General features: G+C 36.1%; 23 protein-coding genes, 1 tRNA gene and 4 pseudogenes. 9 read left to right on the top strand and 19 right to left on the bottom strand.

Translation table 11 applies throughout. The annotated features are described in order from the left end of the window. Window positions 1-3 precede the first annotated feature (3 nt). Together RHABOEDO_RS09310 and RHABOEDO_RS09305 are read left to right on the top strand one after the other, a co-directional pair. Window positions 4-1,098, top strand: coding sequence for a rod shape-determining protein (locus RHABOEDO_RS09310; RefSeq protein ID WP_245397518.1), 1,095 nt, complete (start codon window positions 4-6; stop codon window positions 1,096-1,098). Between the two features lie 24 nt (window positions 1,099-1,122). After that, window positions 1,123-2,913: a phosphoenolpyruvate carboxykinase (GTP) gene (locus RHABOEDO_RS09305; protein WP_215217393.1), complete on the top strand. Its 1,791-nt coding sequence runs from the start codon at window positions 1,123-1,125 to the stop codon at window positions 2,911-2,913. Window positions 2,914-3,012: 99 nt separating this feature from the next. Here the strand turns inward: RHABOEDO_RS09305 and RHABOEDO_RS09300 are convergent, their stop codons facing one another. From RHABOEDO_RS09300 to RHABOEDO_RS09290, 3 genes and pseudogenes are all read right to left on the bottom strand, one after another. Further along, a complete protein-coding gene (locus RHABOEDO_RS09300) occupies window positions 3,013-3,498 on the bottom strand; it encodes an IS630 family transposase (protein ID WP_281069582.1) in 486 nt (161 codons plus the stop codon). Next, a pseudogene (locus tag RHABOEDO_RS09295) lies at window positions 3,499-3,756 on the bottom strand (helix-turn-helix domain-containing protein); the annotation flags it as partial. 111 nt (window positions 3,757-3,867) lie between these two features. Continuing rightward, window positions 3,868-4,128 (bottom strand): annotated as a pseudogene (locus RHABOEDO_RS09290) (transposase); the annotation flags it as partial. Between the two features lie 133 nt (window positions 4,129-4,261). Here RHABOEDO_RS09290 and RHABOEDO_RS09285 point away from each other — a divergent pair. Genes RHABOEDO_RS09285 through RHABOEDO_RS09275 form a run of 3 tightly spaced genes read left to right on the top strand, consistent with a single transcriptional unit; the run spans window position 4,262 to window position 6,204 of the window. Beyond that, window positions 4,262-5,296: an IS630 family transposase gene (locus RHABOEDO_RS09285; RefSeq protein ID WP_220017482.1), complete on the top strand. Its 1,035-nt coding sequence runs from the start codon at window positions 4,262-4,264 to the stop codon at window positions 5,294-5,296. A 48-nt stretch (window positions 5,297-5,344) separates the two neighbouring features. Next, on the top strand, window positions 5,345-5,713 hold the full coding sequence (locus tag RHABOEDO_RS09280) for an IS630 transposase-related protein (RefSeq protein ID WP_215216866.1): 369 nt from the start codon (window positions 5,345-5,347) through the stop codon (window positions 5,711-5,713). Beyond that, entirely contained in the window at window positions 5,665-6,204 is a 540-nt protein-coding gene (locus tag RHABOEDO_RS09275; RefSeq protein WP_320412789.1) for an IS630 family transposase, read from the top strand. The genes RHABOEDO_RS09280 and RHABOEDO_RS09275 overlap by 49 nt, the downstream gene beginning before the upstream one ends. Before the next feature lie 19 nt (window positions 6,205-6,223). Here RHABOEDO_RS09275 and RHABOEDO_RS11005 read toward each other — a convergent pair. From RHABOEDO_RS11005 to RHABOEDO_RS09210, 12 genes and pseudogenes are all read right to left on the bottom strand, one after another. Continuing rightward, window positions 6,224-6,576: pseudogene (locus tag RHABOEDO_RS11005) on the bottom strand (transposase); the annotation flags it as partial. A gap of 17 nt (window positions 6,577-6,593) precedes the next feature. Beyond that, entirely contained in the window at window positions 6,594-7,109 is a 516-nt protein-coding gene (locus RHABOEDO_RS09260; protein ID WP_215216393.1) for a transposase, read from the bottom strand. Continuing rightward, window positions 7,066-7,419 carry a transposase gene (locus RHABOEDO_RS09255; protein WP_215217041.1) on the bottom strand — a complete coding sequence of 118 codons (354 nt, stop codon included), beginning with the start codon at window positions 7,417-7,419 and terminating at the stop codon, window positions 7,066-7,068. The genes RHABOEDO_RS09260 and RHABOEDO_RS09255 overlap by 44 nt, the downstream gene beginning before the upstream one ends. Before the next feature lie 170 nt (window positions 7,420-7,589). Continuing rightward, window positions 7,590-8,603, bottom strand: a complete 1,014-nt coding sequence (locus tag RHABOEDO_RS09250) for an IS30 family transposase (RefSeq protein WP_215216525.1) — start codon at window positions 8,601-8,603, stop codon at window positions 7,590-7,592. A gap of 262 nt (window positions 8,604-8,865) precedes the next feature. Further along, window positions 8,866-9,887, bottom strand: a pseudogene (locus RHABOEDO_RS09245) (IS481 family transposase). Window positions 9,888-10,006: 119 nt separating this feature from the next. Then, complete coding sequence (gene ndk / locus RHABOEDO_RS09240; RefSeq protein ID WP_215216633.1) at window positions 10,007-10,432, bottom strand: nucleoside-diphosphate kinase; 426 nt, start codon at window positions 10,430-10,432, stop codon at window positions 10,007-10,009. Window positions 10,433-10,527: 95 nt separating this feature from the next. After that, entirely contained in the window at window positions 10,528-11,259 is a 732-nt protein-coding gene (gene lptB, locus RHABOEDO_RS09235) for an LPS export ABC transporter ATP-binding protein (protein ID WP_215216646.1), read from the bottom strand. Between the two features lie 58 nt (window positions 11,260-11,317). Beyond that, window positions 11,318-12,760 carry a hypothetical protein gene (locus RHABOEDO_RS09230; protein ID WP_215216634.1) on the bottom strand — a complete coding sequence of 481 codons (1,443 nt, stop codon included), beginning with the start codon at window positions 12,758-12,760 and terminating at the stop codon, window positions 11,318-11,320. A gap of 4 nt (window positions 12,761-12,764) precedes the next feature. Next, window positions 12,765-13,358 (bottom strand): hypothetical protein, encoded by a 594-nt coding sequence (locus RHABOEDO_RS09225; protein ID WP_215216635.1) that lies wholly within the window; start codon window positions 13,356-13,358, stop codon window positions 12,765-12,767. Further along, window positions 13,352-14,185, bottom strand: coding sequence for a 3-deoxy-8-phosphooctulonate synthase (kdsA, locus tag RHABOEDO_RS09220; RefSeq protein WP_245397516.1), 834 nt, complete (start codon window positions 14,183-14,185; stop codon window positions 13,352-13,354). Before kdsA ends, RHABOEDO_RS09225 begins: the two co-directional genes overlap by 7 nt. Then, window positions 14,172-14,993, bottom strand: coding sequence for a hypothetical protein (locus RHABOEDO_RS09215; RefSeq protein ID WP_215216636.1), 822 nt, complete (start codon window positions 14,991-14,993; stop codon window positions 14,172-14,174). Before RHABOEDO_RS09215 ends, kdsA begins: the two co-directional genes overlap by 14 nt. A gap of 191 nt (window positions 14,994-15,184) precedes the next feature. After that, a complete protein-coding gene (locus tag RHABOEDO_RS09210; RefSeq protein ID WP_215216638.1) occupies window positions 15,185-15,667 on the bottom strand; it encodes a hypothetical protein in 483 nt (160 codons plus the stop codon). On the opposite strand from RHABOEDO_RS09210, the gene RHABOEDO_RS09205 reads away from it, so the two are divergent. Then, window positions 15,666-15,905, top strand: coding sequence for a hypothetical protein (locus RHABOEDO_RS09205; protein ID WP_220017579.1), 240 nt, complete (start codon window positions 15,666-15,668; stop codon window positions 15,903-15,905). The two genes, RHABOEDO_RS09210 and RHABOEDO_RS09205, sit on opposite strands and share 2 nt — an antisense overlap. A 306-nt stretch (window positions 15,906-16,211) precedes the next feature. Here RHABOEDO_RS09205 and dapB read toward each other — a convergent pair whose 3' ends face one another. Then, the gene (gene dapB, locus RHABOEDO_RS09200) at window positions 16,212-16,958 is read right to left on the bottom strand and encodes a 4-hydroxy-tetrahydrodipicolinate reductase (protein WP_215216639.1); all 747 of its coding nucleotides are present in this window, start codon (window positions 16,956-16,958) and stop codon (window positions 16,212-16,214) included. Between the two features lie 179 nt (window positions 16,959-17,137). Here dapB and RHABOEDO_RS09195 point away from each other — a divergent pair, with 179 nt between their 5' ends. From RHABOEDO_RS09195 to RHABOEDO_RS09185, 3 genes are all read left to right on the top strand, one after another. After that, a complete protein-coding gene (locus RHABOEDO_RS09195) occupies window positions 17,138-18,745 on the top strand; it encodes a secretin GspD/PilQ domain-containing protein (protein ID WP_215216640.1) in 1,608 nt (535 codons plus the stop codon). Between the two features lie 153 nt (window positions 18,746-18,898). Beyond that, window positions 18,899-18,971, top strand: a tRNA-Arg gene (locus RHABOEDO_RS09190). Window positions 18,972-18,999: 28 nt separating this feature from the next. After that, window positions 19,000-21,663 (top strand): hypothetical protein, encoded by a 2,664-nt coding sequence (locus RHABOEDO_RS09185; protein ID WP_215216641.1) that lies wholly within the window; start codon window positions 19,000-19,002, stop codon window positions 21,661-21,663. Window positions 21,664-21,678: 15 nt separating this feature from the next. Here RHABOEDO_RS09185 and RHABOEDO_RS09180 read toward each other — a convergent pair whose 3' ends face one another. The 3 genes from RHABOEDO_RS09180 to RHABOEDO_RS09170 all read right to left on the bottom strand — a co-directional run bounded on the left by RHABOEDO_RS09180 (window position 21,679) and on the right by RHABOEDO_RS09170 (window position 23,237). Beyond that, window positions 21,679-21,921 carry a KH domain-containing protein gene (locus tag RHABOEDO_RS09180; protein ID WP_194844732.1) on the bottom strand — a complete coding sequence of 81 codons (243 nt, stop codon included), beginning with the start codon at window positions 21,919-21,921 and terminating at the stop codon, window positions 21,679-21,681. Between the two features lie 95 nt (window positions 21,922-22,016). Next, window positions 22,017-22,901, bottom strand: coding sequence for an RluA family pseudouridine synthase (locus RHABOEDO_RS09175; RefSeq protein ID WP_245397515.1), 885 nt, complete (start codon window positions 22,899-22,901; stop codon window positions 22,017-22,019). 75 nt (window positions 22,902-22,976) lie between these two features. Then, window positions 22,977-23,237, bottom strand: a complete 261-nt coding sequence (locus RHABOEDO_RS09170) for a hypothetical protein (protein WP_215216643.1) — start codon at window positions 23,235-23,237, stop codon at window positions 22,977-22,979. Window positions 23,238-23,365 lie beyond the last annotated feature (128 nt).

The raw sequence follows: 23,365 nt of genomic DNA, 5'->3' as shown, positions 1-23,365 counted from the left end.
GATATGGCAAAAGCAAATTCTGGTTCGTTTAAAACGGTTTTCAAAACAGCTTCTGGTAAATTTGTGAATAAATTTACCAATGTTTCGGGTCTTTTTTCTAGTGACATTGGAATTGATTTAGGAACAGCAAATACTCTTGTGTATGTGCGTGGAAAAGGAATTGTATTAGCTGAACCCTCTGTTGTAGCTGTTGACTCTACGAATAATGAAGTCTTAGCTGTTGGACGTAAAGCAAAAGATATGTTAGGAAAAACCCCGCGTAGAATACATGCGGTTCGTCCCATGAAAGATGGTGTTATTGCTGACTTTGAAATTGCAGAAGGGATGTTAAAAGCCTTAATTAAACAAGTAACTCCTGCACGTAGTTTTTTTCGTCCTAAGATTTTGATTGCAGTTCCTTCTGGTATTACAGGGGTGGAAAAACGCGCTGTTGAAGATTCTGCTCTGCGAGCTGGAGCTCAGGAAGTCATTTTAATTGAAGAGCCGATGGCAGCTGCTATTGGTGTAGATCTTCCTGTTCATGAGCCTGTGGCAAATATGATTATTGATGTGGGTGGAGGAACAACCGAAATTGCCATTCTCTCTCTTGGGGGAATTGTTGAATCTCGTTCTTTAAGAATTGCAGGGGATGAATTTGATGAATGCATTGTCAATTACATGCGTCGTACCTACAACTTGATGATTGGTCCCAGAACAGCTGAGGAAATCAAGGTTACCATTGGATCTGCTTATCCCTTAGGAGAGCATGAACTTGAAATGGAAGTACGTGGCCGAGATCAGGTAGCAGGCCTTCCCGTTACGAAAAGAATTAATTCAGTAGAAATTCGAGAATGCTTAGCAGAACCTATTCAACAAATCGTTGAATGTGTAAAATTGACACTTGAACAATGCCCTCCTGAATTAGCTGCAGATTTAGTAGAAAGAGGTATGGTATTAGCAGGAGGAGGTGCTTTAATTAAAGGATTTGACAAATCTTTAATTAAAGAAACAGGCCTGCCTGTAATTGTAGCTCCTAATCCTCTTTTAGCTGTTTGTTTGGGGACAGGAAAGGCATTAGAATATTTAGATAAATTTAAAAAGCGTAGATCAGTTACTTGAAGGAATTAAAGCGGAATACAAGCCATGTCTAATTTCATACAAAATTGGACTGGCAATCAAATACTTATTAGTTGGGTTGAGGAGATTAAAGAACTTTGCCAACCAAAACAAGTCTATCTATGTGATGGTAGCTTAGAAGAATATCGTAATCTCTCTCAGGTTCTTGTCGAAAAAAACCTGTTTGTCCCATTAAACCCTGAAAAACGCCCTTATAGCTTTTGGTGTCACTCTTCTGCTAACGATGTTGCTCGTATTGAAGAGTCTACTTTTATCTGTTCTCTACATGAAAAAGATGCGGGTCCAACTAATCATTGGAAAGACCCTGAGCAAATGAAGCTTTTATTAAAAGCTCGTTTTCGCGGTTCTATGCAAGGAAGAACCATGTATGTTATCCCTTTTAGCATGGGTCCAATAGATTCTAATTTTAGCCGAATTGGCATACAAATCACCGATTCAGATTATGTAGTGTGTAATATGCATATCATGACAAGAGTTGGTAGGAAAATTCTCGATAAATTAGCTAATGCAGAATTTGTACCTTGTTTACATTCGGTAGGCATGCCCCTTTTAGACAATGTACAAGATGTGCCGTGGCCTTGTTCTAATGAGAAATACATTGTACATTTTCCAGAAGAGCGCGGCATTTGGTCATTTGGAAGTGGATATGGCGGTAATGCACTTTTGGGTAAAAAAAGCTTTGCCTTGCGTATTGCATCTGTTATGGGTCGAGACGAAGGCTGGTTAGCAGAGCATATGTTAATCCTTGCAATTACGAATCCAGAGGGAGTAAAAAAATATTTTGCAGCTGCGTTTCCCAGCGCTTGTGGAAAAACTAATTTAGCTATGCTATTACCAACTCTTCCCAATTGGAAAATTGAATGTGTAGGAGATGACATTGCTTGGTTGCATATAAAAGACCAAAAGCTCTACGCGATTAATCCAGAAGCTGGTTTTTTTGGAGTTGCGCCTGGAACTTCTTTTACTTCCAATCCCAATGCAATGAACACCCTTACACATGATACCATTTTCACAAATGTTGCATTGACAGAAGATAAAGATATATGGTGGGAAGGAATGACACAGCAACCTCCTTCTCAATTGACAGATTGGCAAGGAAATCCTTGGACTCCTAATGCTAAACATCTCGCAGCTCATCCCAATGCACGTTTTACCGTCGCTGCCAAGCAATGTCCTGTGATTGATCCTAACTGGGAAAATCCAGAGGGAGTTCCTATCTCTGCCATTATTTTTGGTGGTAGGCGTTCGAATACCGTACCTTTGGTCTATGAAGCTTTTGATTGGAGTCACGGAGTTTTTTTAGGTGCGTGTATGTCTTCTGAAATGACAGCAGCTGCTAGTGGAGAGATAGGTAAGTTGCGTCATGACCCTTTTGCTATGCTTCCTTTTTGTGGTTATAACATGGCAGATTACTTCAATCATTGGCTAAACATGGAGAAAAATAATGTGGCCCTGCCTAAGATTTTTCATGTGAATTGGTTTTTAAAAGATGATAAAGGTAAATATATTTGGCCAGGTTTTGGAGATAATATTCGTGTATTAAAATGGATCTTTGAAAGGGTAGACCAAAGCGATAATTTTCAAACTTCTGCTATTGGCAACCTTCCTAAAGAAGATTCTTTGGATATCTCCGGGTTATCTCTTACCCCTGATCAATTAAAGCAACTCTTTGCTATTCATGTTACACAGTGGCGTCAAGAGGTAAAAGAGATGCATCGCTATTTTACTTTATTTGGCTCAGAGCTGCCTCCTCATATGCTACACCAACTACAAGCATTGGAAAAAAGAATTCAATAATGCGCCTTGTAGTTCAACGTGTTTTACAAGCACAGGTTTTTGTGAATCTTAAACAATTGGGAGCCATTAATATCAATATGAATATATAGTAGTGCCGATTCAAACGGCTAGCTTAATGGGGTTCAAGTCAACGACTTGAAACTTGTCGTTTATCCTACATTTCAAAACATCTGTTATTTTCGGTATCTCTTCTAAGAAGAATCCTCTAATTGCCTGAAAAAAAGTCACCGACGTTTCGTAATATCGATTGTATACCGTCTTTTCCCTTAAGATCTTCCACAAGCGTTCAATAGGATTCAAATTCGGCGAATAAGGAGGGAGATAGTGCACTTTAATCCTAGAAGACATCAGAAACTCTTCTAGTTTCTTATTTTTGTTTGATCTCGCATTATCCAAAATTACATGAATAATTCGAGCCTCGGTCTGTTTTTCTAGCTTCTTGAAAAAATCGAGCATTGCATCGGCATCAACTGTCTTATATTTCTCTGTAAAAATCTTCATTTCTGTCAGGCAAAGAGCTCCAGCAAAATGCAATCGCAATTGTTTCCCGGATGTCTGCAAAGTCTTTTGAACGCCTTTTTTGATCTATCCACATACGGCTTGGGACTGATGTTCAGGATGCACAGCATCTATGAAATAGATCTCTTCATCAGGGTTTAAGGTCTCCTTTAAAGCCCTATATTGTTCTATGAAAATTCGTTGTTTTTCAGGATCTAATTTCCCAGGAATCTTTTTAGGACGTTTATAAGCAAATCCGTGCTGTATAAGCCAATCTGTCATGCCACTTTGGGAATATTTTATCCCATATTGCTCATGCACATAAGCTATGATCCCTTTGACTTTAAGATAGGTCTTTTCCTGTAGGTGTTTTAGTAGAGACTCTGTTTGGTCTTGTGAAAGTTTTGATTTGCTACCGCCTCGAGGGCTACTTCCAGTTTTATTTTCGGAATCATATTAAAATCTTTTCAAAAGTAGAGCAATAAAAGCAAGAACCAACATATTCAGGCTTGTATGTAGTTTTCTTTCGCAATTTTTCCATAGCCTGCGACATTTTTCTATCCACGCAAAAGAATGCTCTACAACCCATCTTTTGGGAATAACTGTAAAAGTATGAAGTGTATTTCTTTTAGCTATTTCTACTATGCATCCTAATATCTCCTGCACACTCTTTGCAAATTTTTCTCCAGAATATCCTCCATCTGCTAAAACATTTTTTGCACCGAACAAATGGTTTTTATGTAGTGAAAATGCTTCTATAGTTATTTAAAATATTATTGATAAAGTTGTATATAGTGGTTCCGATTCAATCGTATAGAAAAATATTTTGTTTTGTGTTAAGCTATTGAGTATGAAAAAACTGATCCCTAGCCAGAGAGCTGACTTAGAACACAAGTTAAAGCATCCAAAAGACTATTCTGAACGGAATAGGCTTTGTGTAATTTTGGGCTATGATGAGGGTATCTCAACAAAAAATCTTGCTAAAACACTCCGGATAAGCCCTATCACTGTTCAGAAATACCTCAGAGAATATGATTCCGAAAATAAAACTGGAAGTAGCCCTCGAGGCGGTAGCAAATCAAAACTTTCACAAGACCAAAAAGAGTCTCTACTAAAACACCTACATGAAAAGACCTATCTTAAAGTCAAAGGGATCATAGCTTATGTGCATGAGCAATATGGGATAAAATATTCCCGAAGTGGCATGACAGATTGGCTCATACAGCACGGATTTGTTTATAAACGTCCTAAAAAGATTCCTGGGAAATTAGATCCTGAAAAACAACGAATTTTCATAGAACAATATAGGGCTTTAAAGGAGACCTTAAACCCTGATGAAGAGATCTATTTCATAGATGCTGTGCATCCTGAACATCAGTCCCAAGCCGTATGTGGATGGATCAAAAAAGGCGTTCAAAAGACTTTGCAGACATCCGGGAAACAATTGCGATTGCATTTTGCTGGAGCTCTTTGCCTGACAGGAATGAAGATTTTTACAGAGGAATATAAGACAGTTGATGCCGATGCAATGCTCGATTTTTTCAAGAAGCTAGAAAAACAGACAGAGGCTCGAATTATTCATGTAATTTTGGATAATGCAAGATCAAACAAAAATAAGAAACTAGAAGAGTTTCTGATGTCTTCTAGGATTAAAGTGCACTATCTCCCTCCTTATTCGCCGAATTTGAATCCTATTGAACGCTTGTGGAAGATCTTAAAGGAAAAGAAGGTATACAATCGATATTACGAAACGTCGGTGACTTTTTTTCAGGCAATTAGAGGATTCTTCTTAGAAGAGATACCGAAAATAACAGATATTTTGAAATGTAGGATAAACGACAAGTTTCAAGTCGTTGACTTAAATCCCATTAAGCTAGCCGTTTGAATCGGCACTAGTATATTTTTCTCCAACAAAATATATGGAGGTAGAGAAATGCCTAAACCTTATTCAATGGATCTAAGAAAACGAGTGCTTCAATACCTAGAAGAAAATAACGACAAAATGAAGGCCAGCCAGCTATTTCAAGTTGGGATTGCAACTGTCTACCGATGGGTAAAGCGTAAGAAACAAAGAGGAAACGTAGAACCTCTAAAAAAGAAAAGCACTTATAAGAAAATTGATGATCAGAGATTAATCGCTTATGTAGAAAAAAACCCCGATCATTTTTTATCAGAGATTGCAAAGCATTTTGGTTTGACTTTGCAAGCAATCTTTTACGCTTTGAAAAGACTCAAGATCACAAGAAAAAAAAGATTGCGTTTTATAAGGAAAGGAATGCGGAAGCAAGAGCGGAATATCTAAAAAAGATAGAAGCAATTTCTCCTGAAAAAAGGGTCTATTTGGATCAGAGCGGAATCAGTCAATATGTGCATAGGCAATATGCGAGGAGCGCGAGGGGAAAACAAATATTTGGAGGAATTTCAGGAAAACGATTTGGTAGACAGAGTGTAATTTCGGCACTACAAGGGAAGAAATTGCTGGCACCGATGTGTTTTGAAGGAACTTGCAATACGGATCTATTTAATGTATGGCTAAAACAGGAATTGATTCCAAATTTGACTCATGGCCAAGTTTTGATTCTCGATAACGCGAGCTTTCATAAATCAAAGACAACTAGAACATTGATAGAGGAAAGTGGATACGAAATGCTCTTTCTCCCGCCTTATTCACCGGACTTAAATCCTATCGAAAAATATTGGGCCAATATGAAAACGAAAATCCGAGAACTTTTACCTACTGTAGCTAATTTATCCGAAGCCTTAGATCAAGCTGTTTTATCAATGTCGATTTAAATAACTATATACACCTATTTCTGTCAGTGATATTAGCGGTGGTAATGTGAATCGCATGAGGAAGCCCTTGGGTATCGACTGCTATATGTCTTTTTATTCCTGATATTTTTTTCCCTGCATCATATCCTTATCTTCTCCGCTGTATCAGTATTTTTAACACTTTGAGCATCAATAATTACAAAGCTTGTTTTCTCTTTCCGACCACTGCTTTTTCTGATCTCGCCAACCAATTTTTTTTAAAACTATTTCAAGAATACTCTTAGAATTTTTATCATCTTTTTTATTCCAAAGAGGGAAATAATAATAACATAATTCCCATTTAGGATAATCTACGAGTAACATACGCCACTGGCAACCACTTTTTAAAATGAACCTATCTTGAATTAAATTTACTGTTTTAAAGATACTTGCCGACTTAAGAAATTCATCCAATATCCCAGTAGTCCAAACATTAATAGTCCGTTCCAATATATTGCCTTTCTTTCCCAGCGCACTGTAAGACGACGGAAGCATGTCTTTAACCAAGAAATCGTTCTCTCAACGACCCAACGTTGCTTTTCAAGGTAGCAAATGCCTTTTATCTTATATCCCTTAGTGTTTCTTTTCCGAGCTATCAGAGGAAAAACCTCATGGGAAAGAACATCGATACGTGTTTGCTCTGAGTCATAACCTTTATCTGCTTCAAGTATGGGTACTTTTCCCTGATTCCATGCTTTTTTAATGAAGGGAATGACTTTCCTAAGCAGAGGGATCACTTGTTTTTTCTCATCCCCGGATGCTGATGTAAAAGTGATTGCAAGAGGCTTTCCTGATTTTTCTACCAGTAAATGCGATGTCACGCCTTTACCTTTGTAGCCATAATCAACTTGCTCTCCTCCTCCGCGTCCGCTGGAAAAAAAAACCATCTACAGAGAGTCTCTGGGCATCAATACACCCCAGCTGTTCGGCAAGCTTAAGCAGCTCTTCTAAAAATTGATCTAAAAATCCAGCAGATTGCATTCTTCCAAGCCATGCGTGTGCTGTTGAGGGATGAGAAAACTCCTTGTTTCTAGGTGCATCTTTCCAAGGAGCTCCTGTCCGAAGCACCCAGAAAATAGTATTCACTACAGGTCTCCATGGCGCTAATTTTCTTCCATAATGGTTACGATTTACCCATTTTTCCATTTGAGGTTCGAGTATTTTAAACTGTTCTTCATTTAATCCTTGCTTGCTCATGTCATCTGTCTTTAGTTAAAAAATAAAAAGATCTGGTATCATAGCGAAAATTTATATTCAATTCAAGATAGGTTCATGAGGGGTATTATTGGAATGGTCCTGGTTATTATAATGGGCCCTTTCAACCTTGAAGTGCACAAAAAAGAACATATAAATACTTGAAAAAACATCTATTGTGCACCCGAGCATAGCATGTTTGTAGATAATCTCGTAAACACTTCTAGTGGAGTTTCGAAGTTGAGAGCCTTTCTAGGTCTGTTATTTAGTAAAGTTTCCACCCTTTCTATATCCTTGGAAGTCGTATCTAAAAAGCTTTGTGTTTTAGGAAAATATTGCCTAACTAGTCCGTTTGTATGCTCATTTAAGCCTCTTTCCCAAGAATGGTAGGGCGTTGCAAAGTAGAAGTCTGTCTCTAGCTCGAAACTAACCATTTGGTGATAGGCAAATTCTTTTCCGTTGTCTGCTGTTAATGTGTGTACAAAATCTTTGATAGGTTTAAGTTGTTCAATTAACGCTTGACTTACTTCCTCTGCAGTTTTATGAGAAACTTTGGCGAGCTTAGTTAGCTTGGAAGTTCTTTCTACCATTGATACAATTACGCCTTTATGTCCTGCCCCTATGACTGTATCTAGTTCCCAGTCTCCTAAACGAGTCTTTTTTTCTACAATACAAGGCCGTTGCTTAATATCTATACGACCAGGCATGTTCCCTCTTCCAGAAGCTCCCTTTCTCTGCTTGTTATATTTTTTCCCTCGATGACGGAGCTCTCTATAAAGCTGTCCTCCCTGTCGTTTATCTTTCCAGATATGATTATAGATGGTCTCATGACTAACATGTTCTTTACCATGTCTTTTAAGCCATCCGGATATTTGTATAGGGCTCCATTGCAACTTGATTTTTTCTTCAATACGGGTAACTATTTGAGGAGTCATTTTTTTATTGGGCTGAGAATTTTTTCTAAGAAATGCTTTTTCTTGAGCTTGCTGATGACGGTATCCTCGTTGCCCTTTATTTCTCTTAAGTTCCCTACTAATAGTGCTATGATGAACTTTTAGAATGTTTGCTATTGAGCTAGATGTATCTCCTCTAGCTTTTAAAATATAAATCTGACATCTTTGGTCATAGGTTAGGTGATGGTAGCCTTTAGGCAAGGTCTCTCCTTGTGTTTGATTGTTAAAAATCACAATAGAGATTCTTTCATCGCCTGCCTATTCTTTTTTTAATTCTTCTGTGCACTTCAAACTTGAAAAGACTATGGAATATAGTTTGATAATGAAGATAATTGGCACAACCATCATAGACATGGAGGCGGTCATCACGGAAGGCATGGAGGTGGCCACCATCATTAATTGAAATTAAAGTATTTTTTTTGAAGAAAACCCTTTTTATACATAGTAGTGCCGATTCAAACGGCTAGCTTAATGGAGTTCAAGTCAACGACTTGTCCTAGACAGAACCTGAGTTGACAGACAGCACTTCATTGACAGTGTCAATTTGGTGTAATGTGTCTAGCATTTTCATTTGTGCTAGATGCTTTGCATCCTGAAATGTTTGCTATGGTGTCTTCCCTTAACAATATTTCCCAGAATGGACTCGCTCTTCATTGTACTCTTTTACCCATTTATCCATATCCATTTGCAGTTCTTCTAGACTATGATAAACTTTTTGCCTAAATGCTGATGCAGAAAATTCATTTTGAATCGTCTGAGGAAACTTCTCACAGATTCCGTTGGTTTGAGGATGCCTTGCCTTTGTTCGAGTATGTTCAATATCTTCTATTGTAAGATAGAGCTCATATTCATGGTATGCCCGACTCCCACAGTACTCTGTCCCTCTACGGTTAAGTATTCTTAACACTCTTAACTCTTGTTCTTCAAACCAGGGTATTGTTTTATCATTTAATACTTCTGCTGCTACTAGTGCATTTTTTCTGTCATACAACTTAGTAAAAGCAACTTTACTATAGGTTTCAATCACTGTTTGCTGATAGATCCTTCCCACACCTTTAATATTGCCTACATAATAGGTATCTTGTGCAACAAGATAGCCAGGGTGTTGTGTTTCTATTTCACCATGCGCTTCTTTTTCTTCTTTAGCTTTTTCAAGCGCTCTTAATTGATCTTCTGTAAAGATCAAGTGATCTTGAGCTGCTTTTGCTTCTAACGCCTTTAGTCTCTTCTTACATGTTTCTAGATCATGCCTTAGCCATATCGATATGCAGGTTTTTCTATAGCAAATGCAACTACGCTAGTTTCTATTTTTTCTTTCAATCTATTTTTAGGGCAGGGTTTCCTTCTAGAGATTTCTTGTAATGCGGCTTCTCCGCCTTTTTCATAAAGCTCTTTGTATGTATAAAAGCTTTCTCTTGAATATCCCATGTGCTTACATGCTTGAGATACATTTCCTAGCGTTTTTGCTAATTTTAAAAGGCCTAGTTTATTTTTTATCACTTTTCTCTCTATTGCTATATTCATAAATTACCACTTTGGTTCTGCTTTTGCAACTAAGGCATGATGCCTTAGTTGCAAAAGCTGTTTTTCTTTGCTATTTACCATTAAGTGTCAATTTAATTCTTGTCTATTACACATTAATGGATAAAAATTGCTTGTGGTTGAAAGAAGAAAGAAATCTCTGTTTTCGCATTCTCTGAAGTATCAGAACCGTGAATGGCATTGCGTTCTATAGAAGAGCCAAGATCTCTTCGAATAGTTCCAAGAGCTGCTTCTTTAGGATTTGTAGCTCCCATGAGTTCACGTGTGCGATTAATAGCATTTTCACCTTCTACTACAAATGCTACAATAGGGCCTTCTGTCATAAATTGAATCAATTCTTGGAAAAAGGGTCGATGAGCATGTACTGCGTAGAAGGCTTTTGCTTGTTCTGCAGTAAGACGTTGCATTTTAATCCCTACAATTTCTAATCCAGCTTTTTCAAAATAGGAAAAAATCTCTCCAATTTTATTATCCGCAACGGCATCTGGTTTAATAATGGAAAGTGTTTGTTCATGCGACATATACAATCTCCTACAATAGGTTAAATATCATCTAATTATAGAAAATTCACCAATTAATCTCATTAATAAAATATTAATTACATAAATGTAGATAGCTATAGCTTAAAGTGCTCTCCAAAATAATTTGTTCTTGCTTCCTTGTTTTTTAATAAATCATCAACTGTTCCTGATAACAAGACTCTGCCTTCTTGAATAAGATAGCTACGATTTACAATAGAAAAAATTTCACGGGCATTATGATCTGTAATCAATATACTAATTCCTTTATTTTGAAGATGTCGAATCATCAGCTTTAAATCATGCACTGCAATGGGATCGATATTAGCAAAAGGTTCATCTAACAATAAGAAACAGGGCTGAGTAATGAGAGATCTAGTAATTTCTAAACGTCTTCTTTCTCCACCAGAAAGGGTTAAAGCTTTCTTTTTAGCTAAAGGAGTCAGATGCAACTCTTCTAGTAAATTTTTTAAACGATTTGCTCTTTCTTGAGCTTTTATAGGTAATGTTTCTAAAATACATAGCAAATTTTCTTCGACTGTAAGCTGGCGGAATATGGAAGGTTCCTGTGAGAGGTAGCCCATGCCCATCTTAGCGCGTTGATGAATAGGAAGATGACTGATTTCTTGTCCTTTAAAAAAAAATTGCCCCCTATCAGGATTAATGAGTCCTGTAATTAAATAAAAAGCTGTGGTTTTACCAGCTCCATTAGGTCCTAATAGTCCCACTACTTCGCCTACACCTACTTCTAAACTAATGTCATGGACAACAGTTTTATTTCTATAGCTTTTTCTTAAACTTTTTGCTTCAAATAAGATAGGAGGTTTTATGGAAGCAGTTTTTTTGAAGGAAATATCGGCAATGTTTATTTGTAGAGAAGGGATTAAATTATTCATGAGATGCAAATTGTGGAAAGTGTTGGTTGAATTGGGTTTGCTCTTCTTTGCTGAAGGCAAACTGTACTCTGCCAATTCCTTTAATGACTTTTTCTTGGGTCAAGCAGTCTGTGGTTATATGTACTTCAGATGCGCTAATTCTCAATTCTTGCAAAACATCCCAAAAAAGCACCTTTTTTCCAGGATGAGCAGATAAGATAATGGAATGGGTGTCCAAAGAGTAACTCATTTTATCAGCAATTGCTAGTTGAACTGGTTTGTCTGGATCTTTAGAAAATAGGCGAATATGTTCTTTTAGGACAATGGATGAGGGTTTTACATGCTGATTTATGTTGATGTAATCTAATTGAGCCCTATCTGAAAACATATTGAGGTCTTCTGTTTCGTAGTATAATTGATTTTGTATATGGCCCTCTTGATCTTGAGGGCTTTCAATCCAGGCCTGTAATTTATTTTGATCAATATAAAGCCTTCCGTGCGATTCTATACGATGATTGCGCCCTTTTAGATCTTTGCAGGTCATAACTGTATGTCCTTTTGCATCTAAGGTTTGAAAAACCATCTTGTTATTAACCATGCAATTTTTGATGGTTAACTCATCTTGCGTATGTATTATACCAAGGTCTTGTTCTTCAATTTGAGTTGAACCTTTAAATAGCAGCTTTTTTTCTAGATTATTCCAATGAAGAGAATCTGTAGAAAAATGAAGAGAACTCTTTTCCGCTTTAGGTGATAAAAAGCTTTGCAATATCCCTTTAGCACAAAATAATTGCAGATAAGAATCGATAAGGTTTATATCAATTTGTTTTGCATATACCACATCTTGTTCATGAGTTAGACAGCAGCTAGTATTCGCATCCTGTCCATATGCCGAGATACATCCTTTCCATTGATTGATTAGACCTAGCTGGTTATAGGTAGCTTTTGCAGCTGTTAAAAAAAAAGCATTCGCATAAGAAATAGCCACATTTTTCTCTGCGCAAATTGAATCGATTAGGTATTCTCTGTTCTTTTCTTCTTTTGATAATAACTTAAGTTCTAAAGTGCGTCCTTCTATGGTAAAAGGGATTAGTTTGTCCCTTTTATCGTAGATCATATCTTGGTATGTAACATTTTGTTCTTGATCAGAGCTTAAAATGCCTTGATTTTTTTGTAGGTCAAAATCCGCCCGATTAGCTGTTATTCGTCCATGCTCTTTTAGTAGAATTAAAACCTCTTGATCAAGCTCAATCTGGTTGAATGGGAAATGGGTTTTTTCCTGTCTTTTTAAGAGGGCTTTTCTGGCTTGCATTTTCCCTAAAATATGATCAATAACGACATGTCCTGAGAGAATAAGATCTTGTCCATCATAAGAGGCATTTTCAGAAGAAACCCGGCCACAATTTTGAGTATTAAGAGGTGTTGTAAGCAGAAATAAAGCGGTTAAATAAAGCATGTATTTAATCCTTAGGATATATGTGTGCTATAAATCCTTTTGCCTGAAGCTCAGGAGTTTTACCCGATGTAATCAGGGAGATATTTTCGGCATTTCCTGAAAAAATGGGCGATGTTGAAAGCATTTCTTGAGGAAGGGTGTGTGTATTTAATTTATATACCGAGATGCTAACCCCTTGAGACAGGAGTTGTTTTTCCGAAAAGTGATATTCGCCAGAGTTAGCTTCTAATAAACGCACTTGTTGCATAGCAAGTCCATTACTATAGTAGATACGCTCTTGCATCAAGTAATTAATCTGATCTAATTCTTCGATGAGTTTTAATTTCCCTTTATTGGGTTTTAAAACAAGTAAAGAGGACTTGCTTGCAATTCTATGATGTAATCTACTATTGTCATCTTGAGTTAGCCAAATATCTTTAGTAACTTTTAAACGTGTTTGATTAGCAGATAAAAAATCCGTCTTGGATTGGATTTGTCTTTCTAAAAGGTTAAGAACTTTAGATCTATCTGCAGGGCGTACTCTTAAGAAAAACCAACCCCATACAAGCGTTGTAGTTACAAGGAGCATACATCCGATAGAAGTTGCTTGCTTTAACATGGTTCACACTTTTGCACAATTTGATAAATTTGAGAAACCGTGGCAAGAAGCTTAGGAAGCATATCAAAAGCCAAAACGGATTCTTTATCGCTTTTAGCTTCTATGGGATTAGGGTGCGCTTCAATAAATAAGCAATTAGCACCTGCTGCAATAGCAGCTTGTGCAAGAGGAGGGATAAACTGACGTTGTCCGCCAGAAGCATTTCCCAGTCCTCCTGGAAGCTGTACAGAATGGGAAGCATCGTAACAAGCAGGATAACCCATCTCTTGCATAATGGGAATAGCTCGCATATCACTTACAAGATTATTATATCCAAAACTCGTTCCTCGATCGGTTAGAATAATCTGATCGTTGCCAGAAATGAGAATTTTATTAATCACATTTTGCATGTCCCAAGGAGACATGAACTGTCCTTTTTTGATATTCAAAATAGCTCCTGTTTGAGCAGCAGCTACAATCAAGTCGGTTTGACGGCAAAGAAAAGCGGGAATTTGAATAATTTCAACAACTTTAGCAGCTTCAACAGCTTCTTCAGAAGAATGAATATCTGTTAAAACAGGAAGATCGAATGTTTGTTGGATTTTTGCTAAAATCTCTAAACCTTTTTGTATTCCAGGCCCTCGAAAAGAACTATGGGCAGAGCGGTTTGCTTTGTCGTAGCTTGATTTGAAAATGAAATTAAGCTCAGGAAAACCTTTAAATATATTCATTAAGTACTCAGCACAAAAAAGAGCGTGGTCTTCAGACTCTATTACACAGGGACCACAAATGATTGTTAAAGGTTGGTTTTTGCCAATGCAAAATTTTTTAATCTTAATTGTTTTCATACTTGACAAGTATGCAACTATTGGAAGTTTTGTTCAATGTGGAAGCATCTTTTTGCATTAGATGATCTAGAGTAATAGACCAAAAATCTCCTTCAGCATAAATCTCAATTAGTTGCTTAAAGGTCTCTTTATATTTTTTTGCAAGTAACTTTGTTTCTATATCAATGTCTTTCATAATCATAAAACAAGGGGGATTAAGAGGAGAAAGGGAGCTGGTTTGTATATCAAAAAAACCCTGTTGCTCTTCAAAATAACGATACTCTTCTTCTGATGAGGAGAATCCTCTTGAAGGTTTTGGATAGAAAGGAGGAGTGATTAGCGAGTTTTGACAGTTACAGCTAAATACTTGTCCCAATTCCCATCTTCTTTTAAAAGCTAAAGAGTTTTTTTCCCCATATCCTAAAATAATTCCATAAAGAGCCCGATTACCTTTGAGGATGTCCCATAAACTTCTTTGGTTGAGAATCACTTCATCTAATAATTCTTTTGGGTCTATTTTTTTCTCAAGCAATTTGCAGAATAAATCTAGATACTTAGTAACTGTTTGTAAGAAACTAAATTTATTTATGATAATTACCTGAAAAGTAGAGGAATTTTTTGTACGGTCTACTTGTTTAAGCAGGATATAATTTCCTTGCAGGTGACAAAGGACATTTTTTTCTAATAGAGACCAAGCCTCAACAATGGGAAAGAAGGAATTTTTTTTGCTAAAAAAAATAGTGTTAAAGGAGGGATTGAGAAAATATTCTGCTAAAGATACAGGTTTATTTCCGAATAAAGTATAACCAAAACCCTGTTCAAATATCATACTTTGCAACAGGGCCTCCATTAAGAAATTTTCTTTTTTTAAAACGGGTAATTTTTTTTGAAAAAAACAAAAAGCCAATCCAGCTAGAGAAAACCAGAGCAGCAGGGCCTTTATTTGTAATGGATAAAGAGATTTCTTCATAAGATTTTTTATTGCCCCAGCATTTATGGAAATGCTGGGATTTTTGGATTTTAATGAATAATAGTTGCTCCACAGTCTTTACAAGTTTTTCTGTAACGTGGATTAATGCAACTACAATTAGAACACTCATAGCCAGCTAAGAGTTCGCGATAGGTATTTTGAGCACATAAAATTTCTTCTTTGGTAGCTTGATCTAAATCGTCTTGATTATCTTGTGTGCATACAACTTCTGGCTCTGTGCTTTGATCTTCGTCTTGATTATCTTGTGTGCATACAACTTCTGGTGTGCATACAACTTCTGGCTCTGTGCTTTGATCTTCGTCTTGATCCAAAACATATACACCTTTTTCATCTGAATAGACAGCGGTTACTGGCTTTAAAGTGCCGTTTTCTAATTGTAAATAGATAATTCCGTTTTCAAAAGTAATATCTTCTGAATCAACGTAAGTTTTTTCAGAAGGGTTTTCAAAAGCGTTTAAACCAGCAATAGATAAAACAATACTTAAACCAAATAATTTTACTAAATTTTTCATGTCATTTTTCTCCTATGTAAAAGATAGATCAAAATCTTTAGGTGTTACCAAAAATAATTACAAGAAATCTCTTGTAGTCTTTTGGCTACTCTGGCAATTATTAGTTTTAAAATATTTTATAAGCAAACTAAATCTAAAAATACTACTTTTTTTGGTAGGATTTAAAGCTATTTCCAAGAAAGAGCTAATGTTTTTTGATCTATTAGATAGGCTTCCTACCCTGCATAAGGGGATATAGGTTTTTATTACAACAAATAATAACCTATTGAGATTTTACATTTATGTTGCCTACATTCCCACCAGGGCCAACGCATGAAGTTTTGCTTGATAATTGAGAGATAAAAAATGATTCTGGCTCCTTTTTCATTAAGAGCCTGTTTAAAATCTTCTCATTAAGGTATAATGAGAAGATTTTAAACAGGCTCTTAGCTAATTCCAAAAATATACGCTAGGGGGTAGGAATGTAGGAGTCAGCAAAGTATTCGTGTTCTTGCTGTCTAAAAATTTGCTTTTTAAGTTTCTTGAAGGAAAATTTGTCAAAATTTTAAATTAAACCAGAATAGAGACCTGGTTTTTTATCGATTAAAAATGCAGCTGCAGCAAGGGCTCCTTGTGCAAATACGTCGCGAGAGTGTGCTTGATGGATCAATTTTATTTGTTCATTACCATATTCAAAGATGACTTGATGCTCTCCGATCACTTCACCGCTGCGTATAGCATGAATGCGAACTTGAGAGGAGTTGCTTTTTGTTGTTGCATCTTCTGCAATCTCTTTGCCTGTAGCTTTAGCAAGAGCAATAGCGGTGCCACTAGGCAAATCTTTTTTATGCATATGATGGGTTTCCACAATATCAATGCAGCAATTTTTGCTAAATCTAGACGTTTTTATACATTCAACTAGCTGTAATAAAAGAGAAATACCCGGGCTAAAATTAGGAGTATAGAATATGGGAATATATTGGGCTGTATCTTCGATTTTTTTTTGTGTTTCTATGCTATGTCCAGTTGTTCCTATGACAAGAGGTTTAGAAAATTGCTTTGCATATTTTAAATGATGAAGAATCGTGTATTTAGAAGAGACATCAATAGCGATATCTGAGGCGTGAATAGCTAGTTTAGCAGAGCTTGTCATGTTAATATCCACATTTGTTATTTTTTGTGGAGTAGGTCTTTTTAAGTACTTTCTTGATGTTCCCATAACTACTTTGTAGTTAGGCTGATTGGCTGCTAAAGCAAGAATGCTTTTTCCCATCTTTCCCGTTGCGCCGAGTAATGATAACCCAATAAGCATAATGTTCCCTGTCTTTTACGGAGATTTTTTTTCACAAGAAGTATATTGCTTTTGCTATTTTTGGGATCTAATTAGTTTATATGAAAAAAAATAAACCAAAAGCCTTCTGATTTCTTTGAAATTCTCTATTCTAAAAACAGCTGTATTTATATACTATTTAAGCTTTAAAACCGTGCTTTATGACAAAAAAAATCAAACAATTATTATATTTTCTGTGGTGCAGTGGCTTAGTTGGATGTTTAGTCAGCAACTCTTGTTTATCTTCTGAAGAACAGAAAGAAGAAATGCTGTTGAAAACCGAAGGACATCACTCGATTAATTTCAATGATATTCCTATTATTGAGTTTATTCGTTTTGTTAGTAAAATTTCCGGAGAAAATTTTATTTTCAGTAATAATGATTTAGGATTTGCTATTTCTCTTTGTATGGGGAAAGCGATGTCTTCTAAGCAAGTATTACAAGCATTGATCGAATTATTGCACTTTCATGGCTTATTTGTAAAAAAAGAATCTGATTATCATGTCATTAAACGGTATGATGAGCAAAAAGATGGTCATCATAAAGTGTCTTTAGATGCTTCAGATTTAACAGCATTTAATTCTATTCCTCAGATACCAGGTTTAAAAGAAGGGTATGATTTTTTTGTGTATAAAGTGCAGTATCACTCTGGAATGGAACTGGAACAATCATTAAAGAAGATTGCTGTAGATATGCGCAATCAATCAAATGCTCCCATTAAATTAGTGAATGCTATTCAATCTCTACAATGGGTCAAAGCGACAAATTCTCTACTCTGTTCTGGTGATCCTGAAACGCTTTATAGTTTACGTAAATTAATTGATAGTTTAGATACTCCTCTGCGTCAAGTATTTATTGAGGTTTTGGTTATTGAAACAGACACAAAGAAAGGTATGGATTTTGGCCTGCAATGGTCAACAGGGGCTCAATACCAAAATAGGTTGGGAGTAGGGGTAGGCAACTTTTCTCCTGCGCATTTAACAGCAGGATCTTTTGCCAATACTGTCCAAAGCATTAGTCCTACTAATCCTCCAACTGGCTTATCGCAACTTCCTCTAGTTCCCGGGTTTAATCTAGGGGTTATTGGCGATATCATTATGCACAAAGGTAAATCCTTTCTCTCTTTAGGCACTTTGGTATCTGCTTTACAATCAGATGGCAGTAGCACAATTGTGCTTAATCAGAAGATCATTACGCAAGATAACAAAAACTCTACTATTTTTGTGGGAGATAACATTCCCTTTACAGGGTCCGTGGTGCAGACAGTTGGTCAAAGTCAGCAATTAACGGCAAATGTGGAATATCGAGATATAGGAGTGAGTCTAAGTATCACTCCTCGTTTAGGTGAGGATGAAATTATTTCATTAGAAATCCATCAGGAAATTACAGAAAGCTTAGATCAGAACGTTATGCATACGCAAAATACTGCAAATGGAATTAGAACGACAAAAACGAATATGTCAACACATGCTCATGTACCAGACCAACATTTTTTAATAGTGAGTGGGATGATTCGCAATGCAAAATCACAACATAAAACAGGAGTACCTTGTTTAGGTGGGCTTCCCGTAGTTGGAGCTATGTTTAGTAGAACGCTTAAATCAGATGAAAAGCGCAACATTGTCATTTTTGTACGTCCTTATATCATTCGTTCTTTTGAAGAGTACTGTAAATTGACAGAAAAACAGGAAAAAATTTTTGAAAATCAGGCAATAAGCCAAGATTTTATAGAAGGGATAGAGTTAGTTAATCCTATAGAAGGTGAGTAAATCTTAAAGCTCTTGTAATTTAAACGTAAGCCTGATAGGTTATCTCATTCCCTTTGTAGATTATTCTTTCTATAGAAAAACTTAAGGTTTTAATATTGCATCTTGTCAAATCTTTTAAAATCAACTAAGATAGAGATCTTTACAACAAACTTTGGGTTGATAGCTCAGCGGATAGAGCACCCGCCTTCTAAGCGGGTGGTCGCAGGTTCGAATCCTGCTCAGCCCATTTGATTTTTACTGGTTAATATCAATATATGAAAAAAAAATCCGACTCCAAAAGTCTGATTCGCTCAAAATCTAAAAAATCAGAACAGCAATATCTGGGAGATTTTGCAAATTCTCCTAAGAAGTTTGATCAATTAGGTACTATCTTAAGAAAATTTCGTTCGGCTGAATTCCAAAAACTCAATGATCGCAAAAAAAGCGAACGGATTAATTCAACTCTTTATGAGCTTATCCATAAAGAAGAAACTCCCTGTTTTTTATTACCCGCTGTATTGGATTATATTGAAGCAATTAACGCTTTGACCCTTTTGGATAATTATGCCTTTTTTCATTTTGAACTATGGTTAAACCAATTTTCTGGGATTAGCATTCATGAAAACTATGGTTTGCGTGCAAAAATTGCAGGTAAATGGATCCCGCGAGAAGAATATCAGTCTTTTTTTCCTATTGGAATGAATAGGGTATATGAAGGCTCGCACTTTGTAACAGCACATGGCTCGCCTGATCTAGATACAGCAATTGCTTCTTTCTGGGGGTGGGTAGATGCATTTGCAGCAAGGGTAGGAAATGGGTTACATATATGGAATGTTCCAGGAGGACCTCCTAGCTTTCAAGTTGAGATTGATGTCTTATTTGATCAAATGCTTGGTAAGAAGGCTTTTGTTCATTTAGCTAAACATCGAACCACTCTTGCGTTATCAGGAATTGATCTGGTTACTCAAAACTCTTTAACAAGACAATTAACAACAGAGTCCATTTCTCTATTTGATCATGAACATCGCCCTCATGCGATTGTACTTGTCGATGAACAGGGGTATTATTTAGGAGATTGGCGCCATTATGATGTAGAGGGGGTAAGACAGGTCATTATTTTGCTAAATAATTGCCTGCGCTGGTTCGAAAATGATCTACATGTGAAATTGGTTTCTCTTTTTGCTAAAAAAGATCTTTCTTTAAAAGATTTACCAAAGTTCATTAATGCCGTCTTAATGACAAAAATAGAAGATTGTCAGACTGCTCGAGAGTTTACAGAAGGGCAAAAAAAGCACGCACGTGCTTATCTTCACAAAGTGCTTGGTGTAAAAAAAGGCTTAAGTTGCACTTTTCAAGAATTTGCAGAAGCTATGAAGACGCATGATTTATTAGAATTTGCTCAATTCTTAGAATTAATTGCTTCTTTAAACAAATCCTCTCTTTTTGATGCTTCTGGGTTTTTAATCGAAAATCGTCCTAGAATCTTTTTAGCTTTGGAAAAGATGATTAAGAGCCTAGATCGTTCTATTCAAAGCATTCGTGCATTTATGGAAAGACTAGATGTTGCTCTAAATATTAAAATCCATGTGTTTGGGTATGTTCCTCAACACGTGAATTATCGAGCAGAAGTAGAAGAGATTCGTAGTAAAATGAATAATTATCCCTATTTGACAGTAACAATGGCTGATTCGAATGGCAAGGTGATTCCTCTAGGAGTGATTTATGCCAGTGATTTGCATAAAAATATTCTTGGTACGGTTTCTCTACGGGATTTTTGCAATCGAGAAGAAACAAAGATTCCAGCCTACTTTGAAGTGATTAGTGTAATAGATCATCATAAGAGCAATCTACAAACCCTATCTGCGCCTTTAGCAGTCATTGCAGATGCACAATCTTGTAATGTGTTATGCGCAGAGCTGAGCTTTGCTATCAATGACAAATATGGTACTGGGGGTATAAATCTACAACAAATCAAAAGCCAAATAAAAGAGAAGTCATCTTCTTTGTATTCTGCTAGCGATCGAAGGATTTTGCAACGGTTATTGCAAAAGGAAAACGCTTGTGAGCAAAAAAATACATACTTTATTGATTCTACACGAGAAATTATAGAGTACTTCCATTTTTTATATGCTATTTTTGAAGATACTGACTTATTAACCAAAGTTTCTCGAAGAGATATTGAATGTGTCGCATCCCTAATTAATCGTCTAAAATCGCTTATTTTAAAAGAAGAGGTAGAAGTCATCATCTTTGATGATATTTATACAGAAGAGAATTTTGTTTCTTTAGCAACAAAGAGAATTTTACAGAATCGCGATGTCTATTCCATCTATTATAAAATCTATAAAGCTAAAGAAGAAAACGTAGAGAAAAATGTCAGACTTTGTATTAAAGGCAAACCATCTTCTATATTTGTTGATACAAAAGAACAAAATGGTTGTGCTCGAGTAGGACAGACAAAAATATTTACTCGTAATTACCCTTCTTTTTCTAAACACGTCGCTACTTTGCAAGAACAGTGGTATAAAATGCTATTTGATTATTGGTCTGATCATCCAGAAGTAGATTTACATTTGCAAATGATTAGTACGATTGCAGGAGCAGATAATCTGTTTTCAGGAAAGGAAACTAAGGATAGTCATTTAGATGAATTATGGATTTGGATCCCTTTTACCGAGCAATCGATTGAGCATTTAAAAAGCTTTTTAAATGCTTTTCGTTCTTGTCCAGCTCTTATAAAATGGGATCTTGCTGTTTGCTTTTATGGAGATACAGCTAAAGCATATGAACAAATTTTTGCTGAAAGCTTTTTTTTAATTACTAAAAAAGAGATAAATAATAAAGGATCTTTGCCTATTGCGGTTCTGAAATTTCCTGCAGGCTCAATCAATTCTAGAAAGGCTATGGTTTCCCCTTGCCTTCCTAGACTGATTGAATGATCTAGCCCAAATGCTTTATTTATCTTCTTCTTCAATGATTTCAAGGGTAATACGAATTTGATTGCGACTGGCTACAGATTTAAGCAGATCCCGAATCGCATTAATCGTTTTACCTTTTTTGCCAATAATTTTTCCGATATCTGATTTTGCTACAGCTATCTCTATAATCAAGGAGCTTTGGCCCATAATTTCATTAATTTGAACTTCTTGGGGGAGATCAACAAGGTTCTTGACGATGTATTCAACAAACTCTTTCATGGTTCGATCCTCATATGAAACGCAGAAAATAAGTAAGAGAAGAAAAAAGGAAACTTACTTTACATTTCATGATAACGAAAAGAGAGAATTCTAAGCTAGATAGATTTTTTTTCTCTTTGAGGATCAACTAGTTCAATAACTTTTCTTAAGTCTTCTGGAATAGAAGCTGTTAGCGAGAGAATTTGCTGAGTAATAGGGTGAAAAAAATTTATAAAATAGGCATGTAAAAGTTGTCTTTTAGTAGAAAATTTTTTATTAATAGCAGCATTTCCATAAGTTTCATCACCTAAAATAGGGGTGCCTATGTGTTTTAAGTGTACCCTTAATTGGTGTGTGCGACCGGTTAGAAGCTTTAGCTTAACCAAAGAAAGAGAACCATTTTGAGCTAAAACCCGGCAGATGGTTTTAGATGCTCTTCCTTGCATGCACACGGTCATCTCTTTACGACGAGAGGGATGACGTGCAATAGGCGCATCGATGAGTCCCTCTGTTGGCGTACCTATACAAATGGCTAGGTATATCTTTTCTATTTTTCGTTTTGCAAATAGATCTGTTAAACCTGTATGTGCTATACGTGTTTTTGCAGCAATTAGGAGCCCAGAAGTATCTTTATCCAATCGATGAACAATGCCAGGTCTTAAGGGATCATCAGAGTCTATCTGCTTACAATGAAACAAAAGAGCATTGACAAAGGTCCCTCTGTAATGACCAGGGGCAGGATAGACAACCATTCCAACGGGTTTATTGATGACAATCAGATGTTCATCTTCATAAAGAATCTCTAAATCAATAGGTTCAGGAGTTAAATCGATTTCAGGGGTAACTTGAAAAGATACTTCAATTATATCTCCTGGTTGTAATTTCTCTCTTTTCTTGACAGATTTTCCATTAATAAGGACATAACCCTGTTTAATTAAAAACTGAAAATAGCTACGCGAATATTTAGGAAATCTTTGGCGCAGCAAGGAATCCAGTCGCAAATGAGATTCTGCTATTGAAGATGTGAAATAAATTTTATCTATGAGCATGGGCAGAGTATAGCAGAAAAAGGAGTTTTATTCCTCGCCTTTAATTACTCGTTTCAGACGTTCATTAGCCTTGGATATTCTAGCCCTTTCATTAGCAACTAGCGCATTAAAAAACTTTAGTAAACCGCCAATAAATATTTTAGCCTCCTCCTTAGTAGCAATATTTTCTCCTTGCGAGAGAAATTTTTGCCAAAGAGCTGTGACGTCTTGCTGATGACTAGAATTAGCTTCTTTTGGTTTAATCGGGTGCTGTCCAGATGGAGGTATAGGAGGGAGTTGTTCTGTCATAAATGCTCGCTTTTTCTTTTAGGATAAGAAATTCTAAATATTTACTCAAACTAAAATAAATAGTAAAAACACTACTAATGATTTCTAATTTAAAAAAATCTTATTCTTGATTTTAAACAATTTTTAAT

This window comes from Candidatus Rhabdochlamydia oedothoracis, assembly GCF_019453995.1.
Lineage (GTDB): Bacteria > Chlamydiota > Chlamydiia > Chlamydiales > Rhabdochlamydiaceae > Rhabdochlamydia > Rhabdochlamydia oedothoracis.
Note: the sequence above shows the minus strand (reverse complement) of the source record. Positions and strands in the feature narration are given on the sequence as shown.